Below are 24,765 nucleotides of genomic sequence, written 5' to 3'. Positions count from 1 at the left end.
AATGAGACGGCAAATTTCAGCCATTCAGCGGAGGACCGCCTTCGTCGGCCGGCTCACCGCCGATCCGTCCGTGTGACCGGTGCGGTGCGCGACCACCTTCACGGTGATCTTCCTGCCCTTCTGCGTCGACTTCAGTACCAGGGAGGACTTGGTCGCCCCGCTGATGGCCTTCCCGTTCGCGTACCACTGGTACGAGTACGACGTCGCCGCCGGACTCCACGTCCCCGCCGAGGCCTTGAGCGTCCGGCCGACCTTCGCCGTCCCACTGACGGCCGGCGCCTTGGTGGCCTTCGGTGCGTCACCCCGGCCGACGGTCACCGCGGCCGAGGTCGCCGAACCACTCGTCCAGCCGCTGCGGACGGCCGTGACGGTGACACTGAGCTTCTTGCCGAGGACCGAGGCCGCGACGGTGTACGTCTGGCGCGGTCGCCCCGGCGATCGCTGTGCCGTCGGCCTTCCACTGGTACGTGGTGGACAGGAGTGGTCGTCGGACATGCAATCCCCCCCTGGATCAGCGGTCGTTGAGGCGATGTTCGCACACGGGTGTGACACAGCACTCGTGAGATTCCAGGGGGTACGGCAGACCGCCGATGCCTCAGTGCCGCCCCGCCACCCGGTCCGCGAGACGGGCCAGTCTGGAGGAGTCGGGGGTGTGGGTGGTCAGTTCGCGGCGGTCGGCGGCCCGGTAGGTGGCGTACATGCCGTGGACGCCCAGCCAGCGGAAGGGCTCGGGTTCCCACTTGCGGACCTTGTGGCCGACCCAGGGCAGTTCGGTGAGGTCGGTCCGGCCGGCCTGGCCTGAGTCCAGCTGGACCAGGTCGCGCAGGGTGCGGGCGGCGAGGTTGGTCGTGGCGACGCCCGAGCCGACGTAACCGCCCGCCCAGCCGAGGCCCGTCGAGCGGTCCAGGGTGACCGTCGCGCACCAGTCCCGCGGCACTCCGAGGACACCGGACCAGGCGTGCTCGATCCGCACACCGGCGAGGGAGGGGAAGAAGCCGATCAGGATGTCGCGCAGCGCCTCGATCGTCGTCTCCTGGGTGCGGCCGTCGTTGTCGGTGCGGGATCCGAAGCGGTACGGCGCCCCGCGACCGCCCAGCGCGATCCGGCCGTCGGCGGTGCGCTGCGCGTACATGTAGGCGTGTGCCATGTCGCCGAGCGTCTCGCGCCCCGCCCAGCCCACGGTCTCCCACTGCTCCTCGGTCAGCGGCTCGGTCGCGACCATCGAGGAGTTCATCGGCAGCCAGGTGCGCTTCTGTCCCTTGAGGTTCGCGGTGAAGCCCTCGGTGCAGCGCAGGACATAGGGCGCGCGCACGGTGCCGTACGGCGTGACCGCGTGCCGGGGGCGGATCTCCGTCACCGGCGTCGACTCGTGGATGGTCACGCCGAGCGCCTCGACGGCCGCCGCGAGCCCCTTCACCAGCTTCACCGGGTGCAGCCGCGCCCCGTGCGGGGTCCAGGTCGAACCGACGGCGCCCGCGACACGGATCCGCTCGGCGGTCTCCTCGGCGCCGTACAGCTCACGGTCCTTCTCGCCGTACGACAGCTCGTGCGCGTGGAAGTCCCTCAGCCGCGCCAACTGTGCTGGCGTACGTGCCACTTCGAGGACGCCGCCCTTGTGCAGATCGGCGTCGATGCCCTCTTCCCCGGTGACCCGGACGACCTCGTCCACGGTGTCGTTCATGGCCTTCTGCAGGCGTACGGCCGCCTCGTGGCCGTGCAGCCTCGCGTACCGGTCGCGGCCCGCGATCCCGTTGTAGAGCCAGCCGCCGTTGCGCCCCGAGGCGCCGTAACCGCAGAACCTCTGCTCCAGGACGGTGATCCGCAGGAAGGGCGCCGCCTTCTTCAGGTAGTACGCGGTCCACAGTCCCGTGTATCCGCCGCCGACGATCACGACGTCCGCCGACGCGTCACCGGACAGCGGCCCGCGCACCGCCGGAAGACCGTCGTCCGCATACCAGAAGGAGATGCCACCGTTGACGACATCGCTTGCCGTAGGGCTCATGACCAGGACGTTAGCCCCTGAGAGCGGCCCATGTCTCCTTCGGATTCAGTGGTTCTCCGCGCCCTCTGGTGAGCGGATAACAGGCCAGCCCGATCAGCACGGAGGTGAAGTGGCCGAGGTCGGTGAAGGTCGGTGTGGAAGCCAGCGGAAGCCCGTAGACGACGAACACGACAGCCAGATATCCGTACCGCCACGGCACCGCGATCCGGTACGCGAGCACCGCGACCACCCCCGCCAGCGCGTAACTCACCCCGATGTCCAGGGTCTCCGCCGCCGAGTGCGGCGCCATGCCGTCCCGGATCGCCCGCAGCAGCGCGCCCTCGCTGATCAGCGTCGCCAGCACATGCGCCGCCACGCACACCATCAGCCAGCGCGCCGTTCCCAGCCAGCGCTCGGCCTGCGCGTGGAAGACCGTGTAGAGGACCACGTACGGCAGCCAGCGCCCGCTGTCGATCCACATCGCGCTCTGCAGCAGCACCCGCCCCGGGTCGTTCGACAACTCATGGATGTTGGTGGACCGCTGCCGCAGGAAGTCCTGCTCGAACTCCGGCGACATGTGGTGCAGCGCGACGGTCGTCACGAACAGGATGCTCAGCCAGACATACGTGCCGGGGGCGCTGCAGACGTACCTCCACACCGTGTATCCGAGGCCCCGGTCAATTCGCATGAGGCGATTCACGCATGTGACTAACCTCGGACGGGTGATCGACATTCCGGACGGACTGATCGCCCAGTACGAGCGGTACGGCGGGGAGGCGGGGCGTGCCTTCGTCGCGGGGCTGCCGGAGCGGGCCGAGCGGTTCCTGGAGCACTGGGAGCTGCGGCTGGACGGGCCGTCGATGTACGGGCGGTGCGCGCTGGTGCTGCCCGTGCTGCGGGCCGACGGCACCCGGGCCGTGCTCAAGCTCCAGGACGTCGACGAGGAGACCGTCGGGGAGCCGGTCGCGCTGCGCGCCTGGGACGGTGACGGGGCCGCCCGGCTGCTGGAGTGCGACGGCGCGACCGGCACGCTGCTGCTGGAACGGCTCGACGCGGGGCGCCTGCTGAACGACCTGACGGACACCCGGGCGGCGACCCTGGTGGTCGCCCGGCTCCTGGCCCGGCTGACGGCCGTCCCGGCCCCGGCCGCCCTGCGCCGCCTCGGCGATCTCGCGCCACGGCTCCTGGACCGGGCCTCGGCGGTCCTGCCCCGGGTGCCCGACCCGGCCGAGCGGCGGCTGCTCGCGGACTGCGCGGCGGCGGTGCGCGAGGTCGCGGGCGAGCCCGGCGACCGGCTCCTGCACTGGGACCTGCACTTCGAGAACGTCCTCGGCGCCGACCGCGCCCCCTGGCTGGCCATCGACCCCAAACCGCTCGCCGGCGACCCCGGCTTCGACCTCTTCCCGGCCCTGTGGAACCGCTTCGACGCGACCGAGGTGCGGTGGCGCTTCGACGCCATGACAGCCACCCTGTCCCTGGACCGCCTCCGGGCTCGTGCCTGGACCCTGGCCCGGGTCCTGCAGAACTCGGTCTGGCAACTCGAGGAATCCCGCACCCCACTCCCCGAGCACTTGGCCATCGCCGAACGCCTGCGGGATCACCCCGAGTAGGCGATTTCCATCCCCTGCCGCACCGTCAACGAGCACGGCCCTCCAGCCCGCTCGGGCCCCCGGCCGCCACGACTCGCCGGACAAGAAGTCACCGGCCGGCAGCGGCAGTTCCAGTCCTTCCCCGTCCGGTCGCTGGGCATCCCGACCGCATTGCCGAGCGAGCTGCCCGCTCCGAAAGCAGCGCCGCCCCCGCCGGGCCGGAAGCACCGCCGTCCCGCCGCACAGAAGACCACCGCCGCTGCACGCGCTGAGAACGAGCACGCCCGCGACCCCGCCGCACAGAAAACCACCGCCGCTGCACACGCTGAGAACCAGCACGCCCGCGACCCCGCCGCACAGAAAACCACCGCCGCCCCCGCCGACCGGACCCGCCGGCGTGCCAGACGCCAGCACGCCCGCCACCTTGCCGCGATGCGGCGAGACCGCCGGCCCCGCCGCACGGAACACCGCCCCTTGTCCCCGCGCCCCTGAGTCCCTGCGCCCCCGCGCCCCCGCGCCCCCGCGAGTTAGCCTCGCCGCATGATCCGTGCCGCTACCCCCGCCGACGTACCCGTCATCCGCGAGCTCATCCGGGAACTGGCGACCTACGAGAAGGTCCCCCACGAGGCCAGGGCTACCGATGCCCAGCTTCACGACGCCCTCTTCGGCGAGCGGCCCGCCGCCTACGCCCACCTGGCCGTCGACGACGGCACCGGCGACCCTGTGGGCTTCGCCCTGTGGTTCCTGAACTTCTCCACCTGGCGCGGAGTCCACGGCATCTACCTGGAGGACCTCTACGTCCGCCCCACCGCCCGCGGCACCGGCCACGGCAAGGCCCTCCTCGCCGAACTCGCCCGTATCTGCGTCGAACGCGGCTACCAGCGCCTGGAGTGGGCCGTCCTCAACTGGAACACCCCGTCCATCGCCTTCTACGAAGCCCTCGGCGCCCGCCGCCAGGACGAGTGGTCGGTCTACCGCCTGACGGACGACGCCCTCACGCTCCTCGGCACCGACGGATTGGACGTACCTGGGTGAGACCGCGGTGGAGGACGGGCCTGTCTGGAAAAGGCCCTCGTAGCCCTGCCGGCCGCTCGCGATCTTCACCCGCGCCCCCGAACCCCCCTGCCGTCGCCGTTGCGCACTGAACAAAAAAAGCCCAGCTCAGACGCTGTCTGGGCTGGGCTCGGAGAGAGCCCCCTGTCGGATTCGAACCGACGACCTACGCATTACAAGTGCGTTGCTCTGGCCAGCTGAGCTAAGGAGGCCTGCGCCCGCGCGATCGCGGACGTGCCCGTGCAGTGTACCCAGGCCACAGGCGCCCCCTGTCGAAAGTTTCCGCGAAGTTCACATGCCGCCAGGTACTGACATACGGGCGAACGGCAGGTACCGTCCTGTGCCAGTTCACCCTCGTGGACTACACCACCACCTTCCTACAACGGATCGTCCGGCACGTTCCTGCCGGTAGAAGGGGGCCCATTCACCATGGCCACTGTCTCGTTCGACAAGGCGACCCGGATCTACCCGGGCACCGAGAAGCCCGCCGTTGACGGCCTGAACATCGAGATCGAGGACGGCGAGTTCCTCGTCCTGGTCGGCCCGTCCGGCTGCGGCAAGTCCACCTCGCTCCGCATGCTGGCGGGGCTCGAGGACGTCAACGCCGGCGCCATCCGCATCGGTGACCGCGACGTCACACACCTGCCGCCGAAGGACCGGGACATCGCCATGGTGTTCCAGAACTACGCGCTGTACCCGCACATGACCGTCGCCGACAACATGGGCTTCGCCCTGAAGATCGCCGGCGTCAACAAGGCGGAGATCCGCAAGAAGGTCGAGGAGGCCGCGAAGATCCTCGACCTGACGGACTACCTGGACCGCAAGCCGAAGGCGCTCTCCGGCGGTCAGCGCCAGCGTGTCGCCATGGGCCGCGCCATCGTGCGTGAGCCGCAGGTCTTCCTCATGGACGAGCCGCTGTCCAACCTCGACGCCAAGCTCCGTGTGTCGACCCGTACGCAGATCGCCTCGCTGCAGCGCCGCCTCGGCATCACCACCGTCTACGTCACCCACGACCAGGTCGAGGCCATGACGATGGGCGACCGCGTGGCCGTCCTCAAGGACGGTCTGCTGCAGCAGGTCGACTCCCCGCGCAACATGTACGACCGCCCGGCCAACCTCTTCGTCGCCGGCTTCATCGGCTCCCCCGCCATGAACCTGGTAGAGGTCCCGATCACCGACGGCGGTGTGAAGTTCGGCAACAGCGTCGTCCCGGTCAACCGTGAGGCCCTGAAGGCCGCGACGGACAAGGGCGACAAGACGGTCACCGTCGGCGTCCGCCCCGAGCACTTCGACATCGCCGAGGAGAACGGCGGCGCCGCCAACGCCCTGACGAAGGACACCGAGGACAAGCCGGCCGGTCTCGCTGTCTCCGTGAACGTCGTCGAGGAGCTCGGCGCCGACGGCTACGTCTACGGCTCCGCCGAGGTCGGCGGCACCACCAAGGATCTCGTCGTCCGCGTCGAGGGCCGCCGGGTGCCGGAGAAGGGCTCCACGCTGCACGTCGTGCCGCGGCCGGGCGAGACCCACGTGTTCTCGACCTCCACGGGCGAGCGCCTCTCCGACTGAGAGGGCTGACACGGCCGGCTGACTCGGCTGACGCCAGGCAAAACCACCAGCCTGGGTGAATACACCCAGGTTGACGCGAAAGGCCCCGCAACCTGCTGCGGGGCCTTTTCCGTTGTCGACAAATACCCCGGCAGACCGGTCATTTCGAGCGGTGTACGTCAACGCCGTACCCGCAACGAGCCACCAGTTCATCCCCCGAACCGGTGACTAAATGTCGCCAAATCAGTACCGACCGCTACCCTCACTCGCGTGAAGCACTCCACTAACCCTCAGACGCGACGCGGCCAGGGCCCCGCCCGCCGGGTCGGCCGCACCCTCGCCCTCGTCCTGCCCGTCCTTCTGGTGCTGTCCGGGACCCTCGCGGTCACCCGGGTCAACTGGACGGGAAGCCCGTCCGGCTCGGTGCTCACCGCCTCCGACGCGATCGACGACGCCAAGGGCGCCGCACCGGTTCACCGGGCCCCGCAGGACGTGCTGCGGGACCAGCTCCTGGCCGAGCTGCAGGACAGGAACCCGGGCGTGGTCCTCACGCACCTCCAGGAGGCCGTGAACGGGCGTCCCTCGCTCGCCGGGCACTGCTACTCCATCGCCCGCGCCCTGGGCCGCGCCGCGGCCCGGATGTACGGGCCGGTAAGGGCGCAGTCATACGCCCGCCCGGTCTGCGACACGTCCTTCGCAACAGGCATCGCAGCAGCACAGGGCTGATCCCCCACCCCCACCCACCGGTCCCGGCCCGGCTCTGGTCGGGCGGCTTGTCCGGGGGCTGGCCGGGCGCTCCCGCGCCCGCCAGGTTCACGCCCGCGACATCCTGCCCGCCAGTTCTGGTCGGGGGGACTGTCCGGGCGGTCCCGGACCACGGATCCCGTACCAACCGGTTCTGGCCTGGGACTGGTCGGGCCGTCCCTATCCGCCGCCCCAGCACCCGTTGGGTACGCACCCGCAGCATTCGCGCCCGCCCGTTCTGGTCGGGGACTGGTCGGGCGGTCCCGAACCAGCGCCAACCGGTCCTGCCCGCCGCCCCAGCGTCAACCGGTTCTGGTCGGGGGACGGGTAGGCCGTTCCGACCCGCCGTCCCCGCACCAGCCGGTCCCGCGGCCGCCCGGGTTCGAGCACCCACGGCATTCGCGCCCACCGATCCCACGCCCGCCGGTTCCGGTCGAGGGAGCTGGTCCGGGCGGGGCTGATCGGGTGGTCCCGCGCCAGCCGGTCCGGTCCGCCGATCCCGCGCTAGCCGGTTCTGGTCGAGCAACTGTCGGGCCGTCCCGGACCGCCGACCCCGCACCCACCCGTCCCCCTCCCGCCCGGGTTCGCGCGCCCACGGCATTCGTGTCTGCTGAGTTCGCCCGCCGGGCACGCGTCGGCCAGTCCCGTCTCGGCCGGGTTCGGAGGAGGGTAACGGGTGATTAAGGAACGGTTCCCGGCGTCGGTCGCCTCCGGCAGGCCCCGTACAGTGCGGTCATGACCCATCCGAACGCCGCTTCCCGCCCCGTTCAAGCCGTCGTCCTGGCCGGAGGCCAGGGCTCACGGCTGCGTCCGTACACCGACGACCGGCCCAAGCCGATGGTCGAGATCCCCGGCACGGGGACGCCGATCATCGGCCATCAGCTCGTCTGGCTGGCCGAGGAGGGCGTCACGGACGTCGTCATCAGCTGCGGGCACCTCGCCGAGGTGCTGCAGAACTGGCTGAAGTCGGCGGATCTGCCGGTGCGGGTGACGACGGTCGTGGAGAGCGAGCCGCTCGGCCGCGGCGGCGGCCTGAAGTACGCCGCCTCCCACCTCCCCCACCCCGACAAGCCCTGGTACGCCACCAACGGCGACATCTGGACCCGCTTCTCCCTGCGGGACATGGCCGACTTCCACACCGAGCGGGACGCGGTGGCCACCCTGGCCCTGGCGCGTCCGCGCATCCCCTGGGGCGCGGTGCAGACGGACGGCTTCGGACACATCACGGACTTCATCGAGGCCCCGCCCTCCACGTTCGAGATCAACGCGGGCGTGTACGTCTTCTCGCCGGAGTTCGCCGAACTCCTGCCGGAGCGCGGGGACCACGAGCGGACGACCTTCCCCCACCTGGCCCGGGAACTGCGCCTGGCGGGCTTCCCGATCCCCCAGGGCTCGTACTGGCGGGCCATCGACACGGCGAAGGACCTGACGGAGGCGGCGAAGGAACTGGCCGCCCTGGGACGCTGAGAACGCGTCCGCCGTACGACCGAGGGGTCCCGCACAGTCAGCTGTGCGGGACCCCTTCGTAGTGGGCCAAGAGGTTCAGCCGGTGGGCCCGCCCAAAATGTCGCCCACCGGCCTGGTTACCCCAACAGGCCGCCGACCAGGCCCGGTTGGCCGGAGGAGCCGCCGGAGCCGGTGCCGGTGCCGCTGCTGGAGCCGGTGCCGCCCGTCGAACCGCCCGACGTGGGACCGGAGCTGGTACTGGGGGCGCCGCCGCCGGAGGGGGCGAAGTGGCGCGGCGTGGTCTGGCCCGCCGTGCCCTGGGTCTGGCTGGGGGCGCCGCCCGTCGCGGTGCTGCTCGGAGTCGTCGCCGCGCCCGACGGCGTGGACCGGCTGGTCGCGCCGTGGGTGGGCGAGTGGGAGGCGGACGGCGACTGCCGGTGCCGCTTGCCCGGCTCCTGCGGGAGCGGAGAGCCCGGCAGCTGGTTGCGCGGCGCCTCACCGGGGCCCGGCACGACCACCCGGCCGGCGTCACGGACCGCGCCGCCGAGCAGGGAGCCGACGAGGAGCGTGAGGCCGACCGTGATGGCCGTGACGAGCGCGCCACGGCGCAGGACGTAACGGCGCAGCTCCCAGATGTCGGAGCGGGGTCCGAGACGGCGCCAGGCGCTCCCGGCGAGGCGGCCGTCGATGGAGTAGACGGGGGCGCCGGCGATGATCAGCGGGGACCAGGCGGCGAGGTAGATGATGTCGGGGGCGTCGTAGGCGGGGACGGTCTTCCAGCTGACGGTGACGATGAGCGCGGCGGAGAGCAGGGCGCCGAGGACGGCGGCCACCCGCTGCCAGCAGCCGAGGACCGTCAGCACGCCGACGATCACCTGCGCGAAGGCGATGACCAGGCCCGAGCCGACGGGGTGGTGCAGGGCGAACTGGCGCAGCGGCTCGGCGACTTCCCAGGGGTGCAGGGTGTTGAGCCACTTCACCATGGAGCCGCGCTTGCCGCCGTCGAAGTAGACGGGGTCGCACAGCTTGCCCATGCCGGCGTAGATCGAGATGAAGCCGAGGAAGATGCGCAGCGGGAGGAGGACCACGCCCAGGTTCATACGGCGGCCCGGGTAGTACGCGTGCCGTGCCGGGTCGTCGCCGTGCCGCCGGGAACGCTGCTCCTCGGCCTCGTCCGGCTCGAAGTCCGCCTCGCCGTACGGGGGTTCCTCGTCGTAGGCGCTGCCCACCGTGCGCATGTGGGGCAGCAGGCGCCTGCCGCCCGTGTCCTCGTAGCTGCGCTGGGCGCCGACCATCGGGGTCTCGACGGTCTGGTCCAGCCCGTCGTAGATCTCGTCGTACGAAGGGCCGGTCTCTACGCGCGGGATGACCTGGGTGGCGCCGGCGTCGGCGGAGGGGTCCTCGTCGCGCCGGACGCCGGCCCGCACGGCCTGGAGCAGGCGGTGGGCGCCGGTGTCGTCGGGAGCGGATCTGCCGCTCCACACGACCGGCCGGCGGCGGGACGCCGGCGTGCCGCCCGCGGGCATCCGGGTCGTGTCCTCGCCGACGCTCAAGTGCCGTGCGATCCGCGGAGATTGGGCGCGCGTCGACGCGCCGAGCTGCACGCGGAAGCTGGCGTGATTGACGATGATCTGCGCCGGATCGCTCGGCACCTTCACCATGCTCAGCGCGGGAGCGTCGTCGAATCCGGAATCGAATCCCGACGAGCGGTCCCCCGTGGGTGTGCGGGGTGTTCTGGTGTCCACACTCATCTAACCGAGTGACGTGTGCTTAGGACACTGCTTTGACCCGCCGGATGTGTCCGGACCCCGTCAAGCTTGTCCCAGACGCCCAGATTGACCCGTACGGGTGACGTTGGGCACGCGTGTTCAACCCCGTCGGCGTGCCGCCTCGTACAGCACGATCCCCGCGGCCACGCCGGCGTTCAACGACTCCGCCCCACCCGGCATCGGGATCCCCACCCGGAAGTCGCAGGACCACTTCTGTCCGCCGCCCTCGCGGGTGCGCGCTTCGCACGGCTGCGCCGGCCTTCGACCGGCGAGCTCCGCCCGCCTCCGCCGATCGCCGTCAGGCCCGCCGACGCGCCACCTCGTACAAGACGATCCCCGCCGCCACGCCGGCGTTCAACGACTCCGCCCCACCCGGCATCGGGATCCGCACCCGGAAGTCGCAGGTTTCGCCGACCAGTCGGGACAGGCCCTTGCCCTCGCTGCCGACCACGATCACGACCGGGCCCTCGAGTGCCTCCAGTTCGCCGATCTCGTGCTCGCCGTCGGCGGCGAGACCGACGATCACGATGCCCGCCTTCTTGTACGCCTCCAGGGCGCGGGTCAGGTTGGTGGCGCGGGCGACGGGCGTGCGGGCGGCCGTACCGGCCGACGTCTTCCACGCGCCGGCGGTCATCCCGGCCGCGCGCCGCTCGGGTACGACGACGCCGTGGCCGCCGAACGCGGAGACGGACCGGACCACGGCGCCGAGGTTGCGCGGGTCGGTGACCCCGTCGAGCGCGACGATCAGCGGGTCCTCGCCCTCGTCGTAGGCGGCCTCCGCCAGGTCCTCGGGGTGCGCGTACTCGTAGGGCGGGACCTGGAGCACGAGCCCCTGGTGGTTGAGCCCGTTGGTCATCCGGTCCAGCTCGGGGCGCGGGGCCTCCATGAGGTTGATGCCACCGCGCTCGGCGGCGAGCTGCAGGGCCTCGCGCACGCGCTCGTCGTTGTCGATGAACTGCTGGACGTAGAGGGTGGAGGCCGGTACTCCCTCGCGCAGCGCCTCGACCACCGGATTACGGCCGACGACCAGCTCGGAGGACGACTTGCCGCCACGCCCGCGGGGCGCGGGACGGCGCGCGGTCTGCTTCGCCTTGGCCGTGGCGATGCGGTTCTTCTTGTGGCCCTTGCGCATCTCGGCGGGCGGGGTCGGCCCCTTGCCCTCGAGGCCCCTGCGACGCTGGCCGCCACTGCCGACCTGCGCGCCCTTCTTGCCGGACATGCGGCGGTTGTTCGCGGCCATGACCTACCTGTCTGTCGTGAAAGTCGTACGTACGTCTATGAAGTGTGCCGCCCGGAGGGCCGGACGGCACAATCGATCTTCTGCTCGGCGCCCCGGACTCAGCGCGGGCCGAGGCTCCAGCGCGGGCCCTGCGGGCTGTCCTCGATCGACAGTCCCGACTGGCCGAGCTGGTCACGGATGGCGTCCGCGGTGGCCCAGTCCTTGCGGGACCGGGCGGCCTCGCGCTGGTCGAGGACCATACGGACCAGGGTGTCGACGACACCGTGCAGGTCCTCGCCGCGGTCGGTCTCGCCGGCCCAGTGCGGGTCGAGCGGGTCCAGGCCGAGGACGCCGAGCATGGCGCGGACCTCGGCGAGGCGGGCCACGGCGGCTTCCTTGTCGTCGGCGGCGAGGGCGGAGTTGCCCTGCCGGACGGTGGTGTGCACGACGGCGAGCGCCTGTGGGACGCCCAGGTCGTCGTCCATCGCCTCGGCGAAGGCGGGCGGGACCTCGGCGGACGGCTCGACGGGACCGGTCTTCTCGACCACCCGCTGGATGAAGCCCTCGATCCGCGCGAACGCCGACTCGGCCTCGCGCACCGCGTCCTCGCTGTACTCGATCATCGAGCGGTAGTGCGGGGTGCCGAGGTAGTAGCGCAGCACGATGGGCCGCCAGCGCTTGGTCATCTCGGAGACCAGCACGGAGTTGCCGAGCGACTTGGCCATCTTCTCGCCGGCGATGGTCACCCAGGCGTTGTGCAGCCAGTACCGCGCGAACTCGTCGCCGTAGGCCTTGGCCTGGGCGATCTCGTTCTCGTGGTGGGGGAAGATCAGGTCGATGCCGCCGCCGTGGATGTCGAAGGCGCTCCCGAGGTACTTGTGCGCCATCGCCGAGCATTCCAGGTGCCAGCCGGGACGGCCCGGCCCCCAGGGTGTCGGCCAGGTCGGCTCGCCCGGCTTCGCCGTCTTCCACATGGCGAAGTCGCGCGGGTCCCGCTTGCCGGTCTCGCCCTCGCCCGAGGGCTGCAGCAGCTTGTCCAGCTCCTGCCGGGACAGCTCCAGGTACTGCGGGAAGGACCGCACGTCGAAGTAGACGTTGCCGTCCGCCTCGTAGGCGTGACCGCGCTCGATGAGCCGCTGCATCATCTCGACCATCTCGGTCACGTGTCCGGTCGCCCGCGGTTCGTACGTGGGCGGCAGGCAACCGAGCGCGGTGTAGCCGTCGTTGAACGCCCGCTCGTTCTCGTAGCCGATCGACCACCACGGGCGGTTCTGCTCGTGACTCTTGGCGATGATCTTGTCGTCGATGTCCGTGACGTTCCTGATGAACGTCACGTCATAGCCGCGGTACTCGAACCAGCGGCGCATGATGTCGAAGTTGAGGCCCGAGCGGATGTGCCCGATGTGCGGTGCGGCCTGCACGGTGGCACCACAGAGGTAGATCGAGACACAGCCCGGCTTGAGCGGGGCGAAGTCACGGATCTGCCGGGCGCTGGTGTCGTACAGGCGAATCGTCACGAGACCTAGGGTAGTGGGCCGAAGGGTGTGCGTGGAGCAGTCCCTTTGTTTACCCCTCCCGCACCTTGCTTACCCCTCCCGCACCACCAGAGCCGTCGCCACCGCCATGAGACCTTCGCCCCGACCGGGGAATCCGAGGCCGTCCGTCGTCGCTCCCGACACCGACACCGGGGCTCCGGCGGCCTCCGACAGGATCTTCTGCGCCTCGTCGCGCCGCTTGCCGATCTTCGGGCGGGGGCCCACGACCTGTACGGCGATGTTGCCGATGCGGAAGCCGGCCTCGCGCACGATGCGGGCGGCCTCCGTCAGCAGGGTCACCCCGGACGCGCCCGACCACTCCGGGCGGCCGGTGCCGAAGTGCTGTCCCAGGTCACCTAGCCCGGCGGCGGAGAACAGCGCGTTGCACGCGGCGTGCGCGACGACGTCCGCGTCGGAGTGACCGGCCAGCCCCGTCCCCTCGCCCTCCCACTTCAGGCCGGCGCACCACAGCTCGCGGCCCTCCTCGAAGGCGTGGATGTCGGTGCCGATGCCGACCTGGGGGAGCACCGGAAAGGTCTCAGAAGCCATCGTTCAGCCTCCTGCGGGCCAGGACCGCCTCCGCGAGGACCAGGTCCAGGGGGCGGGTGACCTTGAAGGCCTCCTCGTGCCCGGGGACGAGGAGCACCGTGTTCCCGAGCCGCTCGACCATGCTCGCGTCGTCGGTGACGTCCTCGGTGACCTCCCCGTGGGCCCGGACCAGCGTGGCCCGGTCGAAGCCCTGCGGTGTCTGCACGGCCCGCAGCCGTGCGCGGACCGGGGTGGCCACGACGGGCTCCGGGTCCCCGGCGACCGGCGCGGGCTCGACCTCCTTGACGGTGTCGGCGAGCGGCAGCGCCGGCACGACGGCGGGGGCGCCGTCCCGTACCGCCTCGATCACCGCGTCCACCGTGTCGACCGGCACCAGCGGCCGGGCGGCGTCGTGGACCAGCACGATGTCGTACTCCGGCGGGAGCGCGTCGAGGCCGAGCCGCACGGACTCCTGGCGGGAGTCACCGCCGGGGACCACCAGGAAATCCGTCCGCTCGGGCAGCGCGTGCGCGTCGAGGAGGGACTTGACCTCGGCGGCGCCGTCGGGCGGGGCCACGACGACGACCAGGGAGACCGCGCGGGACGCGGCCATCGCCCGCACCGCGTGGATGAGCATGGGGGTGCCGCCCAGCGCACGGAGCGCCTTGGGGGCGCCCGGACCGAGGCGTACGCCCCGGCCGGCGGCCGGAATCACGGCCGCGGTGCGGGCCTCCGTGGGCGAAGGGCGCGATTCGTCAGACATCGGTTCCTGTCAAGGTTTGTGTGCTCGACCTAGGTGGGTATGGCCTGGGAAGTGCCGGGCGCGACGCCTTGACCGGACCCTTCCGTGACACTGGTCGAGCCTGCTGCCCGGGCCCGGCACGCCAAGTATCGGGGGAATACCCCGAGGTTTACGTACGTACGGCGTCCGAATACGAACATGCCGCAGCGCCCGGCGACAATGGAGATGTCATCGGGCACCGCGGCATTTCGATGTACTGAGTGCTGAAGCGGGCCGGCGCGCCTGCGTCAGTCGTTCAGGACGCGAGGACCTCGTCGAGCAGCGCCTCGGCCTTGTCCTCGTTCGTGTTCTCCGCGAGGGCGAGCTCGCTCACCAGGATCTGGCGGGCCTTGGCGAGCATGCGCTTCTCACCGGCGGAGAGTCCGCGCTCGCGCTCACGACGCCACAGGTCACGCACGACTTCCGCGACCTTGATGACATCGCCGGAGGCGAGCTTCTCCAGGTTTGCCTTGTATCGACGGGACCAGTTCGTGGGCTCCTCGGCGTACGGCGCGCGCAGCACCTCGAAGACCCGGTCCAGCCCATCCTGACCGACCACATCACGTACGCCGACGAACTCCGCATTGTCCGCTGGCACACGTACCGTCAGGTCACCCTGGGCGACCTTCAGCACCAAGTAGGTCTTGTCCACGCCTTTGATCTGGCGAGTTTCGATGGCCTCGATCAGCGCGGCCCCGTGATGGGGATAGACCACGGTGTCGCCAACCTTGAACGTCATGTGACAGGTACCCCTTCCGTGGCTATCCAGGGTAACACGGAAACCGGCGGTTCTGAATGGCGTTTTCGCAGGTCAGGGCATATCTCGGGGCTTGACAACAGCAACAGGAACGTGCTTCGCCCACCCAGTGGAAGAAGGTATTCGCAGGTCGGAGCGGCTCTCCGGCCGAGGTGAAACGCGCACGTTACACACATCCGGAGCCCCCTCCGAGCGGGCGAACGTCCACATATGTCCGGTTCCGGATGTGCGACTTCCGCTACTCCGTTCGGTGGCGTGAGTCGCTTCCGTATCGATTCCGGAATTGATCACAGGGGGTCGGCGGGCGGTCGGTGATCCATTTCCGGGAACGGCTCCGCATTCCTTCACGCAAAATTTGCGCGCCCGTGCCCGGGGTTTGCCGGACAGGGTTATGTGAATGCCGGACGAGCTCCCCCGACTACCCCCTGCCGAGGGAAGCGGAGTGCTTGGGGGAGGGTCGGGTGCGGTGGCGTGGGAACGGCTCGGTAACCTAAGGCCGCTGACAGACACTTAGGGCGGCTTTATGGTCGCCACGCTCGAGTCAAGGAGTTGCCGCCGCCGTGAGCAGCAGCCTTCGACGCGGCGCTCTCGCCGCCGCCGCCATCGCAGTCTCGATCGCCTCGCTCTCCGCGTGCGCCGCGGGCAGCGACGCCCAGACCTTGCAGGTCAAGCCGGACAATGCGTCCGTCACGGTCGGCGACATCAAGATCCAGAACGCGCTGGTCATCACCCAGCCCGACATCCAGGCGACCGGTCCCGCCGTGATCTCGGCGACTCTCTTCAACAACGGTGACACCGCGCAGACCGTGGACTCCATCACCCTCCCGAACGTCAACCAGACCGCCGAGGTCAGGCCGGCCAAGGGCAGCGGCAAGCTCGTCGTCCCGGCGCACGGCTCGCTGGTGATCGGCGGCAAGGGCAACGCCAGCGCCTCCCTGCCCAACGGGCGCGAGGCCGTCCAGGACGGCAGCGTCCGCAAGGTCACCTTCACCTTCAGCAAGACCGGTGACGTGAGCCTGCGCGCCTTCGTGGTCCCGGCGGCGAGCTACTTCGCCAAGTGGGGCCCGAGCGCGATTCCGACGGCCACGCCGTCCGCCAGCCCGAAGCCGACCAAGAGCACGACGGCGTCCCCGAACCCGTCCGCCTCGCAGTCGACGACGCCGCCCACGACCAACCCCACCAGCGCGGCCTCCGCGAGCGCGACGGCCACGGGCCACTGAGCGGTCGTACGAGCAGTCGTCCGAGTAGCCGTACGAACGAAGGGCGGGACCTCACCGGGAATCACCGGGAGGTCCCGCCCTTCGGCGTGCGTACGGCGGTTTACGGCTCGAACTTGTAGCCGAGACCCCGCACCGTCACCAGATACCGCGGCGCGCCCGGGTCGGGCTCGATCTTGGCGCGCAGGCGCTTGACGTGGACGTCGAGGGGCCCAATCCCCCACGCACCCCTCGCACCGCCTCGCGGGCTTCGGGCTGCTGCGCCGGACTCCGTCCGTCGACTCACGGCCAGGCGCCTTCTACGGCTCGAACTTGTAGCCGAGACCCCGCACCGTCACCAGATACCGCGGCGCGCCCGGGTCGGGCTCGATCTTGGCGCGCAGGCGCTTGACGTGGACGTCGAGGGTCTTGGTGTCGCCCACGTAGTCGGCGCCCCAGACTCGGTCGATCAGCTGCATACGGGTCAGGACGCGGCCGGCGTTGCGCAGCAGCATCTCGAGCAGGTCGAACTCCTTGAGGGGCAGGTCGACCTTGGAGCCGGAGACCGTGACCACATGGCGGTCCACGTCCATCCGGACCGGACCGGCCTCCAGGGCGGCCGGGGTGACCTCCTCGGGCTCGCCGCGGCGGCGCAGGACGGCCCGGATACGGGCGACGAGCTCACGCGACGAGAAGGGCTTGGTGACATAGTCATCGGCTCCTATCTCCAGGCCGACGACCTTGTCGATCTCGCTGTCCTTGGCGGTCACCATGATCACCGGGACATTGGAGCGGCCGCGCAGCTGGCGGCACACCTCCGTGCCGGGCAGACCCGGCAGCATCAGGTCGAGGAGGACGAGGTCGGCGCCGTTGCGCTCGAACTCGTCGAGTCCATCGGGGCCCGTGGCCGCGATGGCGACCTCGAAGCCCTCCTTGCGGAGCATGTACGACAGGGCGTCGGAGAAGGACTCCTCGTCCTCGACGACAAGCACTCGGGTCACGGAAGGACCTCCGGGGCGGGAAGCGGTTCGTACGGGGATGACTGGGGGGTGGATTCGCCGACCTCGTCGTCGAGGTCGTCGAGATCGGGGTGCTGCTGGGCGCGGTCTCGGGCCGCACCCGCCTCCGGCAGCCTCAGAGTGAACGTGGAGCCCTGACCTTCGGCGCTCCACACCGTGACCTCCCCGCCGTGCGAGGCGGCCACGTGCTTGACGATCGCGAGCCCCAGGCCCGTACCACCGGTGGCACGGGAGCGAGCGGGGTCCACGCGGTAGAAGCGCTCGAAGACGCGCTCCTTGTCCTTCTCGGAGATACCGATTCCCTGGTCGGTCACGGCGACCTCGATCAGGTCACCGCCGGGCGCGGTCACCCGGCGGGCGGCTATGCCCACGCGGGTACGGGCCGGCGAGTAGTTGACGGCGTTCTCGACGAGGTTGCCGAGCGCGGCCGCGAGCTGGCCGCGGTTGCCCCACACATGCAGGTCGGCGGTGCCGCCCGCGGCCATGGTGATCTGCTTGGTGCCGGCCTGGTGGCGGCAGCGGTCGATGGCCTCGGCGACCAGTTCGTCCACCCGCACCGGCTCGGCGTCCTCGAGCGGGTCGTCGTTCTGCACTCTCGACAGGTCGATGAGCTCCTGCACCAGGTTGGTCAGCCGGGTGGCCTCTATCTGCATGCGTCCGGCGAAGCGCTCGACGGCCTCCGGGTCGTCGGAGGCGTCCATGACGGCCTCGGACAGCAGGGAGAGCGCGCCGACCGGCGTCTTCAGCTCATGGCTGACGTTCGCGACGAAGTCGCGCCGCACCGCCTCGATCCGCCGGGCCTCGGTCAGGTCCTCGACCAGGAGCAGCACCAGCCGCGACCCGAGGGGCGCCACGCGCGCGGAGACCGCCAGCGCCTCGCCCCGTCCGGTGCCGCGCCGGGGCAGATCCAGCTCCACCTGTCGTATCTCCCCGTCCCTGCGGGTGTCCCGGGCCATCCGCAGCATCGGCTCGACGGAGAGCCGGCCGCCGCGCACCAGACCCAGGGCGTACGCCGCCGAGCTGGCCTTGACCACGGTGTCCGCCTCGTCCAGCACGACGGCCGAGGACCGGAGCACCGACAGGACCGTGTCCACACCCGGCGGAAGCACCGGGTCGGTGTGCAGGGAGGTGCGGGTGGGGCGCTTCTGCTCCCGCTCGCTCCAGCGGAACGCCAGCATGGCGATGACACCGGTGAGCACCCCGGCGATCGCTGCCGCTGCGGCGACCGCCGCGTTCACGTCCATGCAAACAGGTTAAGCAGGGGGTACGACATCCCCACAGCCGTCGAGGTGCGAGCTCGAACACTCGTCGCCCAGAGTTCACCTTGGAGCCAGGGATGGTTCATTTGAGGGGACGGAAACCGACGCGTTCAGGCCGGATCGTGGGAGCGTGGGGTTCACAGGACCGGTTTCGCGGCCGGTTCTCATCCCCGGAATCCCCGAGGCAGACGTAAGAGAGGGACCCCTGATGCGGGACGCGTACCACGAGGAACTTGACTCGATCGGTGACGGTCTGGTGGACATGGCCCGGCTGGTCGGGTCGGCGATCGGGCGCGCCACGACCGCCATCCTCGACGGTGACCTGAAGCTGGCAGAGAGCGTGATCGAGGGCGACCAGAAGATCGACGAACTGCAGCACGACCTGGAGGCACGGGCCATAGCCCTCCTCGCCCGTCAGCAGCCGGTGGCGACCGACCTGCGGATCGTCGTGACCTCGCTGAGGATGTCCGCGGACCTCGAGCGCTCGGGCGACCTGGCCCAGCACGTGGCGAAGCTCGCCCGGCTGCGCTTCCCGGAGCGGGCGATCCCGCACGACCTGCACGCGACCATCCTGGAGATGGGCCAGCTCGCGCAGCGTCTGATGGCGAAGGCGGCCGAGGTGATCATCACCAAGGACGTCGACCTGGCGATGCAGCTGGAGCAGGACGACGACGAGATGGACCTCCTGCACCGCACGCTCTTCCAGCACCTGCTGGACGACCGCTGGAAGCACGGCATAGAGACGGCGGTGGACGTCACCCTCCTCGGCCGCTACTACGAGCGCTTCGCCGACCACGCGGTGGCGGTCGCCAAGCGTGTGGTGTTCCTGGTCACGGGCGAACACGCCGACGAACTCCAGACCGACATCCAGCCGGAGATCCAGCCGGTGGCGGGGGTCGAGGGGGCGTAGTCGAAGCCGGCCGGCGGCGGGTCTCGGGAACCGATCCCTGGGACCCGGCCGCCGGCCGCGGTCGTCGTACGCGGGGCCTCGTGCGACCGTTTTTTCATCGGTGGGCATCGGGCTTGCGCGCGATGACCGCGGATGTTGCCGCCGCTGGGGGTGTGCGGCAGCCCGACCATCACCCGTCGCACTGTCAGCCGTCGCGCCAAGGGGGCGTAAGCCGCGGTGTTCGGCGGAGTGCGGGGGCTTCGGAGGGCGTGGTGGCGCCTCCGTGCGCCGTTGATGCGACCGCCGCGGTGGGCATGCAATGGGTGAGGCAGCAGTCCTGCCCAGGCCCGAGCCTCCAGGAGGACCCATGGCCGAAGCACCTACCACGCCCGACCCGACGCAGGAGCGCGAGACGGAGCAGCCCGCCGACATCAAGAGCCTCCCGCTCGTCGGCGCGTGCGGCTGCGGCTCGGGCTGCGGCTGCGGGTGCCAGTCGGGCAGCCCCTGCCAGTGCGGCTGAGAGCGTACGTCCACGTCGGCCCCGGTGCCCCGGCGCACCGGGGCCGACGTCATGGCCGGTGCACGCGCCGGACGGTGAGCAGCACATCCGTCGCGGGCCGGATGCTGCCGCGGAAGTCATCGGCGCGCTGAAGGGCGATATCGACGGTCTCCCCGCCACCGTCACCGAACACAGGCCCCTTCTCGATCAACGCGGCGGGCGCCGGCCCGGGCTTCCCACCTCCGCAGGCCCGCATGGGCCGCCGGGTACGCCCGGTCGCCCCTCCCGCCGTACGGGCGCAGCATGGATGAAGGAACAGGTGGGAAGGAGGTGCGGAGCCATGGCCAAGTTCATGGACGTGCACCACGGGATGAAGGGCATCACGGCGGACCAACTCCGTGAGGCCCACCGGGCGGACCTCGCCATAGAGAAGGACGAGGACGTCCACTTCGAAAGGGCCTGGGCGGACCCGGAGTCCGGCACGGTCTACTGCCTCTCCGAGGCCCCCTCCGCGGAAGCGGTCCAGCGCATCCACGAACGCGCCGGCCACAAGGCGGACGAGGTGGTCCCCGTACCGCTGACGGCCTAGCGGCGACACGAGAGCGAGCCGGCCCGACCGGAACCCGCCGGGATCCCTCCACCCCTCGGCGGGCAACCTCTCCGCGTCGCTCACCCTGACCCGGGACACCAGAGAGGTATGCACCTTGCCTGGTGGCCCGTGCCGCTATCGGCCGAGGCTCCCGGCTCCATCCTGCCAGCGGTAGAGGTCGCGCAGCAGGGAGATCTCGGCGCCGTGATGGATCAGCTCCCTGTTGACGTGCAGGACCCTGTTCTCCATGGGAAACGGCTCGGGACCCACCATGGGCGGATTCTCCAGGTCAGCGTCCGAGAGCTCGCGGACCCCCGCGTTCCATCTCCCGTACATCTCGTCGAGCTGTTTCAGCGCCTCGTCAGCGGTCCCCGCGTAGGCGAATGTTTCGGAGTCGACGTCCTGGCCGCCGAAGTACCACCCGACCCGATAGCCGAGGCAAGAGACGATGATGTGCGCCAGCCGCCAGGCAATCGTGGTCACCGGCGCCGGCACCGGGGCAAGAGACGCGGAGTCCATCGTCCACTCCCCCGAACCTTCCGACACCGGTGCAGTCGACGTGCCACGCGGGCGGATGCTCCAGCAGCCGCGCACTGGCTCCCAGAAGTACTCCTCATCGGTAAGACCCTCCAGCCGTGGCCGCAGGTTCTTGCTCCAGTACCAGTCCAGCTGCTCCGCAAGTCGCTCGCTCCTTGTCATTTCCGCACACTACATACAGAGGAGCGGCCTACGGCCCCGCATCCCTTGGCGCTCGCTCCGCTCGCGCGCCGGCCACCGACGGGGCTGGGCACCGTGCTCGGACTGCGGCGCCGCTCGCGAGAAGAAGCCATCCTCCCCCGGCGGGGGGGCAGTCCGCTGTTGCTGTGCTTCAGAGCGCCGGCGCCTCAGCAGAGTGGAGACAGGAGCCGGAGCCCGGAGACCGCACGGCCCCATCGCCCTGACGGCCCGGAGACGGCCCAGAGGCAGGGAAAAGCCCCCTTCCAGCGGGGAAACCGCAGGTAGGGGGCTTATTCGTGGGTGCTTACTTCTTCTTGCCCTGGGTCTGGCGGGCCCGTTTTTTTGACCAGGTCAGCGGGGCACGACCCTCCGCTGACCTGCGGTCGGGCGGTCGTTGCTGGTCGTTGTTGGCCGTTGCTTGTCGTCCTCGGAGGGCCCAGAGAGGGCCCAGAGAGGGCCCCCGGCGGTCTCGCCCTCGTCCTTCACTACGAAGAAGAGCAGCTCCCCGACTTCCGTACCGTGGCAGCCCACAGGGGATCCATGGATCTCCGTTCACCGCCGAGCGTTCCTTGACCTAGGCCGTTGGGTGAGGCGGTGTCCGCTTGAGGCCGTGATCGGGCATCCGGGGCACGAACTATCCACCTGCAATGGTGGACGGTCATGCTGTTCACTAGCTAGTTGAGGCAGCTTGGGAGAGAGCCAACCGACAGGCGCCGCCGTCATCAAGTTGACGGCACAGTGCCCATCCGGTTTCTTCCATTCGTCTAGGTGCGTAGACAATCACTGCCTCTACACGCCACTGCTGAACTGGGGGGTACTTAAGAGTGGAAGACGCTCCGAGTATTAGTGAGGGCCAGGAAGAACCTTGGAAGGCGCCCTTCATGAGGTGGGCTGAACACATAGAAGAGACTGGGCAACTGGTCGAGATTGCCTATGTCGGCACTAAGGCCATGATTCACCTTGACGAGGTCTTTGGCGTCATCGAGGAAGGCAGGGAAGTTCCCGAGTCGCGCCTAACTCAGCGCAAAGATCAAGTTAAGCTCGCCCGAACGCAGATTGATTCCGAATTTCGACTTCTCCATGGTCATGCGCTCATGGGGACTTGGGGCGCCTTGGAGTCCTTGATCGAAGATACAGTTGAAGCATGGATGGCGTTTAGGCCCGAAGTACTGCTTCATCAAAATTTCGCGAAGATTAGAGTTCCCCTGGCCGAGTTCCTTAGCCTAACCGACGAGCAGCGCGTGCGCCTGCTGGTCAGTGAGGTCCAGAGGGACCTGAAGCTTGACCTTCGAAGTGGCGTGACCAAGTTCGAGAAGCTGCTGAGTTCGGTTGGACTCGGCGGCCCCGTCGACCCCCGTGTACGGGATGCACTATTCGAAGCACAGTGCATAAGGAATGTGCTGGCACACCGCGCTGGCATCGCCGATCAGCGATTCATCGACGCATGCCCTTCGTACGGCCTATCAATAGGGGATCGACTCGCAATCGATAAGGGCACATACAGGCGATTGAACTTCTCATTCTACGTATACGGGAACATCGTAATTAATCGAATTCTCGCTACCTTGGGGCGGGACGGAAGGGTTCATTCGGACTATCCAGGATATGAAGGCGCAACACACTACGGAACTCAGCCTTCCCTCGATCCGTCATAGCTGATCACCCCGAGCCAAGCGTCTCATCCATCCCCTGCCACGCTGTGCGCAGGATTTTGTGCATGCGCGGAAGTTCTAACACCTGGCGCGACTTCCCCACTCAGAAACAAGAGTGAATGAGAGGGGGCGCGGCAAGGCCAACCTGGCGCTCACACTCGGTCTCCATCAGGGGCGAGAGGCTTCCACGGCCGCGATCACGTCGGCAGTGTCGCCCTGGTAGAGAAGGTGCGGCTCGTCTTCCTCGGGGGGGATGAACCGGGTTCGGTACCGCTGGAGGTCGCTCTCTGAGAAGTAGATGGAATTGGGATCGTCTGCGTGGAATTCGTTGCGCTTGCTGATCCTCGACCAGAGCTCATCGTGGCTGGCTGCGAGGTAGACCAGCACAGGGGTGGCGCCGGCGTCGGTGGCGATGGCTCGCCATCGAGCCCGATCTTCCGGGGTCCAAAAGCCGTGGTCAACGACCACATCATGTCCGGCCTTGAGCTGTTCCCTAAGTTCAAGTGCCACATCTTCGAGGACAGGCCGCTCAAGCGTGGGGAACGTGCCTCGCGGGAAGTCGACCCCGTACACGCCATGTCGGCGGTACATCTCTTCATCTGGGCACAGACGAACAAACCCGCGATCCGTGAGGGCGCGGGAAAGGGTGGTCTTACCGGAGCCGGGGAGTCCGGCCATCAGGACGCAGAACGGTGGACGTGGTGACATCGGTCTCGCCATGGTCTGGGAGATGGCGCTCATCTCCGCTTCGGCTTCGAGCGTGATTGTGCCAGCCCTGCGGGCCGCAAGCAGTGACCCTAGGCGCTCTTCGAGGACGTTCGTGAGCGTGTCATCCGTCACGGTCATGACGTCACCTCCGACTCCGTGCGCCATGTGCGGCCCGGGCCTCCGAGGTCCACGCCGTATTCCACGATGCTCCCCTCGCTGTCCACGAACTTTGCCGTCATCACGACCACCGGTTCCGTCGGTGGGTGGTCGGGGTCCAGCTCCAAGAGCTGTGCGTACTCCGGCGTGACCAGACGCGCTGAGGCCGTGTCGATGCGGTGGCTGATCGGGTTGCCGGTCACCTGGGCAATGAGCTGGAGCGAGGTTCCCCCGGTCAGTCGCTCGCTCTCCGCTAGCTGCGGGATCAGCTTCCCGTAGCGGGCGGGAATCCATGACGTGCTGTGGGCCACGATGCCGTGCCGGTCTCGGTAGACCCGGCTTCGGCGGATCACGTCGGAGCCGGGCTGAATGTCCAGCGCTTGGGCCACTTCGGCGGGCGCGGACACGACGGCTGCTTGGTGCGAGTCGGACCTTTCGCCTGCCCCCCAGCTGGATCCTGTACGGCGCCCTCGATCCTGGCGCTGAGACCCCGATGACATCGGAGCCGGTTGGTCCAGAACCTCTGTCCCAATCCCGTGGATCCCTCGCACGAGTCCCTCGTTGCGTAGCTTGCGCAGAGCCTTTTCAGCTGTCGCGGTGCTCACTTTCCACTCTTCCGCGAGGTTCTTGATGCTCGGCAAGAGGGTTCCGGGCTCCAGCTGACCGGACGTAATCAGCTCCGTGTAGTGGGCGGCAATCTTCGCGTACGGCGCCCGATTGTCGGCCTGGCCTGCCATGTCGTCTGCTCCCTGTCGTCACTTCCCTTAGGTTCCCTACCTTACCGCTTGACACCACAGGGAACCCTAGGGAACCTTAGGGATGTGCCCGCCGGTCACTTAGAGGAGCGGCGGTCGCTGAACCTCGGCACACCTGTGGGCAAAACGGGCGTGAACCGGGGGTTGCGTCAACGCCCGGAGGGCTCCGTGAGACGGGCTCAAAGGAAGCGACAGCGGTTTGAGAACTCAACAGAGAGCTGACGAGGGAGACCGCCCCACCTCTGCGAGCAAGAGGGCGGCGTGCGCGGGTTCCCCGCGTGCGAGTACAGCGCAATCCGATCGTTCCGCAGCTCAACCGCTGCGGCCGGTTGCCTCCGCTGCTCGTCTCGTACGAGCAGCGCTGAGGGGAGCCGGATTG

General features: G+C 69.4%; 23 protein-coding genes, 1 tRNA gene and 3 pseudogenes. 10 read left to right on the top strand and 17 right to left on the bottom strand.

The window, feature by feature from the left end; all coding sequences use genetic code 11:
* Window positions 1-24 precede the first annotated feature (24 nt).
* The 3 genes and pseudogenes from ABZ453_RS20405 to ABZ453_RS20395 all read right to left on the bottom strand — a co-directional run.
* Window positions 25-469 (bottom strand): annotated as a pseudogene (locus tag ABZ453_RS20405) (Tat pathway signal protein); the annotation flags it as partial.
* Between the two features lie 126 nt (window positions 470-595).
* Window positions 596-2,002 carry an FAD-dependent oxidoreductase gene (locus ABZ453_RS20400; protein WP_359016334.1) on the bottom strand — a complete coding sequence of 469 codons (1,407 nt, stop codon included), beginning with the start codon at window positions 2,000-2,002 and terminating at the stop codon, window positions 596-598.
* A gap of 10 nt (window positions 2,003-2,012) precedes the next feature.
* On the bottom strand, window positions 2,013-2,669 hold the full coding sequence (locus ABZ453_RS20395; protein WP_359016333.1) for a rhomboid-like protein: 657 nt from the start codon (window positions 2,667-2,669) through the stop codon (window positions 2,013-2,015).
* 34 nt (window positions 2,670-2,703) lie between these two features.
* On the opposite strand from ABZ453_RS20395, the gene ABZ453_RS20390 reads away from it, so the two are divergent.
* Both ABZ453_RS20390 and ABZ453_RS20385 read left to right on the top strand, forming a co-directional pair.
* Window positions 2,704-3,591, top strand: a complete 888-nt coding sequence (locus ABZ453_RS20390; RefSeq protein ID WP_359016332.1) for an aminoglycoside phosphotransferase family protein — start codon at window positions 2,704-2,706, stop codon at window positions 3,589-3,591.
* 519 nt (window positions 3,592-4,110) lie between these two features.
* On the top strand, window positions 4,111-4,605 hold the full coding sequence (locus ABZ453_RS20385; protein WP_359016331.1) for a GNAT family N-acetyltransferase: 495 nt from the start codon (window positions 4,111-4,113) through the stop codon (window positions 4,603-4,605).
* 156 nt (window positions 4,606-4,761) lie between these two features.
* Here ABZ453_RS20385 and ABZ453_RS20380 read toward each other — a convergent pair.
* A tRNA-Thr gene (locus ABZ453_RS20380) sits at window positions 4,762-4,835 on the bottom strand.
* Between the two features lie 217 nt (window positions 4,836-5,052).
* Between ABZ453_RS20380 and ugpC the strand changes: the two genes are divergently transcribed.
* From ugpC to ABZ453_RS20365, 3 genes are all read left to right on the top strand, one after another.
* Complete coding sequence (ugpC, locus tag ABZ453_RS20375; protein WP_359016330.1) at window positions 5,053-6,189, top strand: sn-glycerol-3-phosphate ABC transporter ATP-binding protein UgpC; 1,137 nt, start codon at window positions 5,053-5,055, stop codon at window positions 6,187-6,189.
* A 249-nt stretch (window positions 6,190-6,438) separates the two neighbouring features.
* Window positions 6,439-6,894, top strand: coding sequence for a hypothetical protein (locus ABZ453_RS20370; protein WP_359016329.1), 456 nt, complete (start codon window positions 6,439-6,441; stop codon window positions 6,892-6,894).
* Window positions 6,895-7,647: 753 nt separating this feature from the next.
* Complete coding sequence (locus tag ABZ453_RS20365; protein ID WP_359016328.1) at window positions 7,648-8,379, top strand: nucleotidyltransferase family protein; 732 nt, start codon at window positions 7,648-7,650, stop codon at window positions 8,377-8,379.
* Window positions 8,380-8,495: 116 nt separating this feature from the next.
* Here the strand turns inward: ABZ453_RS20365 and ABZ453_RS20360 are convergent, their stop codons facing one another.
* The 7 genes and pseudogenes from ABZ453_RS20360 to ABZ453_RS20330 form a co-directional block, all read right to left on the bottom strand.
* Complete coding sequence (locus ABZ453_RS20360) at window positions 8,496-10,109, bottom strand: DoxX family protein (RefSeq protein WP_359016327.1); 1,614 nt, start codon at window positions 10,107-10,109, stop codon at window positions 8,496-8,498.
* Window positions 10,110-10,226: 117 nt separating this feature from the next.
* A pseudogene (locus tag ABZ453_RS20355) lies at window positions 10,227-10,334 on the bottom strand (TrmH family RNA methyltransferase); the annotation flags it as partial.
* 91 nt (window positions 10,335-10,425) lie between these two features.
* Window positions 10,426-11,367, bottom strand: coding sequence for a 23S rRNA (guanosine(2251)-2'-O)-methyltransferase RlmB (gene rlmB / locus ABZ453_RS20350; protein ID WP_359016326.1), 942 nt, complete (start codon window positions 11,365-11,367; stop codon window positions 10,426-10,428).
* 98 nt (window positions 11,368-11,465) lie between these two features.
* A complete protein-coding gene (cysS, locus tag ABZ453_RS20345) occupies window positions 11,466-12,863 on the bottom strand; it encodes a cysteine--tRNA ligase (protein ID WP_359016325.1) in 1,398 nt (465 codons plus the stop codon).
* Between the two features lie 69 nt (window positions 12,864-12,932).
* Window positions 12,933-13,430: a 2-C-methyl-D-erythritol 2,4-cyclodiphosphate synthase gene (gene ispF, locus ABZ453_RS20340; RefSeq protein ID WP_133045698.1), complete on the bottom strand. Its 498-nt coding sequence runs from the start codon at window positions 13,428-13,430 to the stop codon at window positions 12,933-12,935.
* A complete protein-coding gene (ispD, locus tag ABZ453_RS20335) occupies window positions 13,420-14,172 on the bottom strand; it encodes a 2-C-methyl-D-erythritol 4-phosphate cytidylyltransferase (RefSeq protein ID WP_359016324.1) in 753 nt (250 codons plus the stop codon). The genes ispF and ispD overlap by 11 nt, the downstream gene beginning before the upstream one ends.
* A gap of 274 nt (window positions 14,173-14,446) precedes the next feature.
* Window positions 14,447-14,929 (bottom strand): CarD family transcriptional regulator, encoded by a 483-nt coding sequence (locus ABZ453_RS20330; protein WP_003953493.1) that lies wholly within the window; start codon window positions 14,927-14,929, stop codon window positions 14,447-14,449.
* 578 nt (window positions 14,930-15,507) lie between these two features.
* On the opposite strand from ABZ453_RS20330, the gene ABZ453_RS20325 reads away from it, so the two are divergent.
* Window positions 15,508-16,167: a DUF461 domain-containing protein gene (locus ABZ453_RS20325; protein WP_359016323.1), complete on the top strand. Its 660-nt coding sequence runs from the start codon at window positions 15,508-15,510 to the stop codon at window positions 16,165-16,167.
* A gap of 100 nt (window positions 16,168-16,267) precedes the next feature.
* Here ABZ453_RS20325 and ABZ453_RS20320 read toward each other — a convergent pair.
* The 3 genes and pseudogenes from ABZ453_RS20320 to ABZ453_RS20310 all read right to left on the bottom strand — a co-directional run.
* Window positions 16,268-16,372 (bottom strand): annotated as a pseudogene (locus tag ABZ453_RS20320) (helix-turn-helix domain-containing protein); the annotation flags it as partial.
* A 91-nt stretch (window positions 16,373-16,463) separates the two neighbouring features.
* Complete coding sequence (locus ABZ453_RS20315) at window positions 16,464-17,144, bottom strand: response regulator transcription factor (RefSeq protein ID WP_007382946.1); 681 nt, start codon at window positions 17,142-17,144, stop codon at window positions 16,464-16,466.
* Window positions 17,141-18,406 carry an ATP-binding protein gene (locus tag ABZ453_RS20310; protein WP_359016322.1) on the bottom strand — a complete coding sequence of 422 codons (1,266 nt, stop codon included), beginning with the start codon at window positions 18,404-18,406 and terminating at the stop codon, window positions 17,141-17,143. Before ABZ453_RS20310 ends, ABZ453_RS20315 begins: the two co-directional genes overlap by 4 nt.
* A 223-nt stretch (window positions 18,407-18,629) precedes the next feature.
* On the opposite strand from ABZ453_RS20310, the gene phoU reads away from it, so the two are divergent.
* From phoU to ABZ453_RS20295, 3 genes are all read left to right on the top strand, one after another.
* Window positions 18,630-19,331: a phosphate signaling complex protein PhoU gene (phoU, locus tag ABZ453_RS20305; protein WP_133045702.1), complete on the top strand. Its 702-nt coding sequence runs from the start codon at window positions 18,630-18,632 to the stop codon at window positions 19,329-19,331.
* Between the two features lie 346 nt (window positions 19,332-19,677).
* On the top strand, window positions 19,678-19,830 hold the full coding sequence (locus ABZ453_RS20300) for a hypothetical protein (protein WP_356770727.1): 153 nt from the start codon (window positions 19,678-19,680) through the stop codon (window positions 19,828-19,830).
* A 319-nt stretch (window positions 19,831-20,149) separates the two neighbouring features.
* Complete coding sequence (locus ABZ453_RS20295) at window positions 20,150-20,398, top strand: SCO4226 family nickel-binding protein (protein ID WP_359016321.1); 249 nt, start codon at window positions 20,150-20,152, stop codon at window positions 20,396-20,398.
* A 135-nt stretch (window positions 20,399-20,533) separates the two neighbouring features.
* Here ABZ453_RS20295 and ABZ453_RS20290 read toward each other — a convergent pair whose 3' ends face one another.
* Window positions 20,534-21,097 (bottom strand): DinB family protein, encoded by a 564-nt coding sequence (locus ABZ453_RS20290; RefSeq protein ID WP_359016320.1) that lies wholly within the window; start codon window positions 21,095-21,097, stop codon window positions 20,534-20,536.
* Between the two features lie 899 nt (window positions 21,098-21,996).
* Here ABZ453_RS20290 and ABZ453_RS20285 point away from each other — a divergent pair.
* The gene (locus ABZ453_RS20285) at window positions 21,997-22,770 is read left to right on the top strand and encodes a hypothetical protein (protein WP_359016319.1); all 774 of its coding nucleotides are present in this window, start codon (window positions 21,997-21,999) and stop codon (window positions 22,768-22,770) included.
* 165 nt (window positions 22,771-22,935) lie between these two features.
* Here the strand turns inward: ABZ453_RS20285 and ABZ453_RS20280 are convergent, their stop codons facing one another.
* Both ABZ453_RS20280 and ABZ453_RS20275 read right to left on the bottom strand, forming a co-directional pair.
* Window positions 22,936-23,613 carry an AAA family ATPase gene (locus tag ABZ453_RS20280; protein ID WP_359016318.1) on the bottom strand — a complete coding sequence of 226 codons (678 nt, stop codon included), beginning with the start codon at window positions 23,611-23,613 and terminating at the stop codon, window positions 22,936-22,938.
* Window positions 23,610-24,368 carry a GntR family transcriptional regulator gene (locus ABZ453_RS20275; RefSeq protein WP_359016317.1) on the bottom strand — a complete coding sequence of 253 codons (759 nt, stop codon included), beginning with the start codon at window positions 24,366-24,368 and terminating at the stop codon, window positions 23,610-23,612. The genes ABZ453_RS20280 and ABZ453_RS20275 overlap by 4 nt, the downstream gene beginning before the upstream one ends.
* Window positions 24,369-24,765: the final 397 nt, after the last annotated feature.

It is taken from the genome of Streptomyces sp. NPDC005799, assembly GCF_040630525.1.
Lineage (GTDB): Bacteria > Actinomycetota > Actinomycetes > Streptomycetales > Streptomycetaceae > Streptomyces > Streptomyces griseorubiginosus_B.
This window is presented reverse-complemented; position numbering and strand designations above follow the sequence as displayed.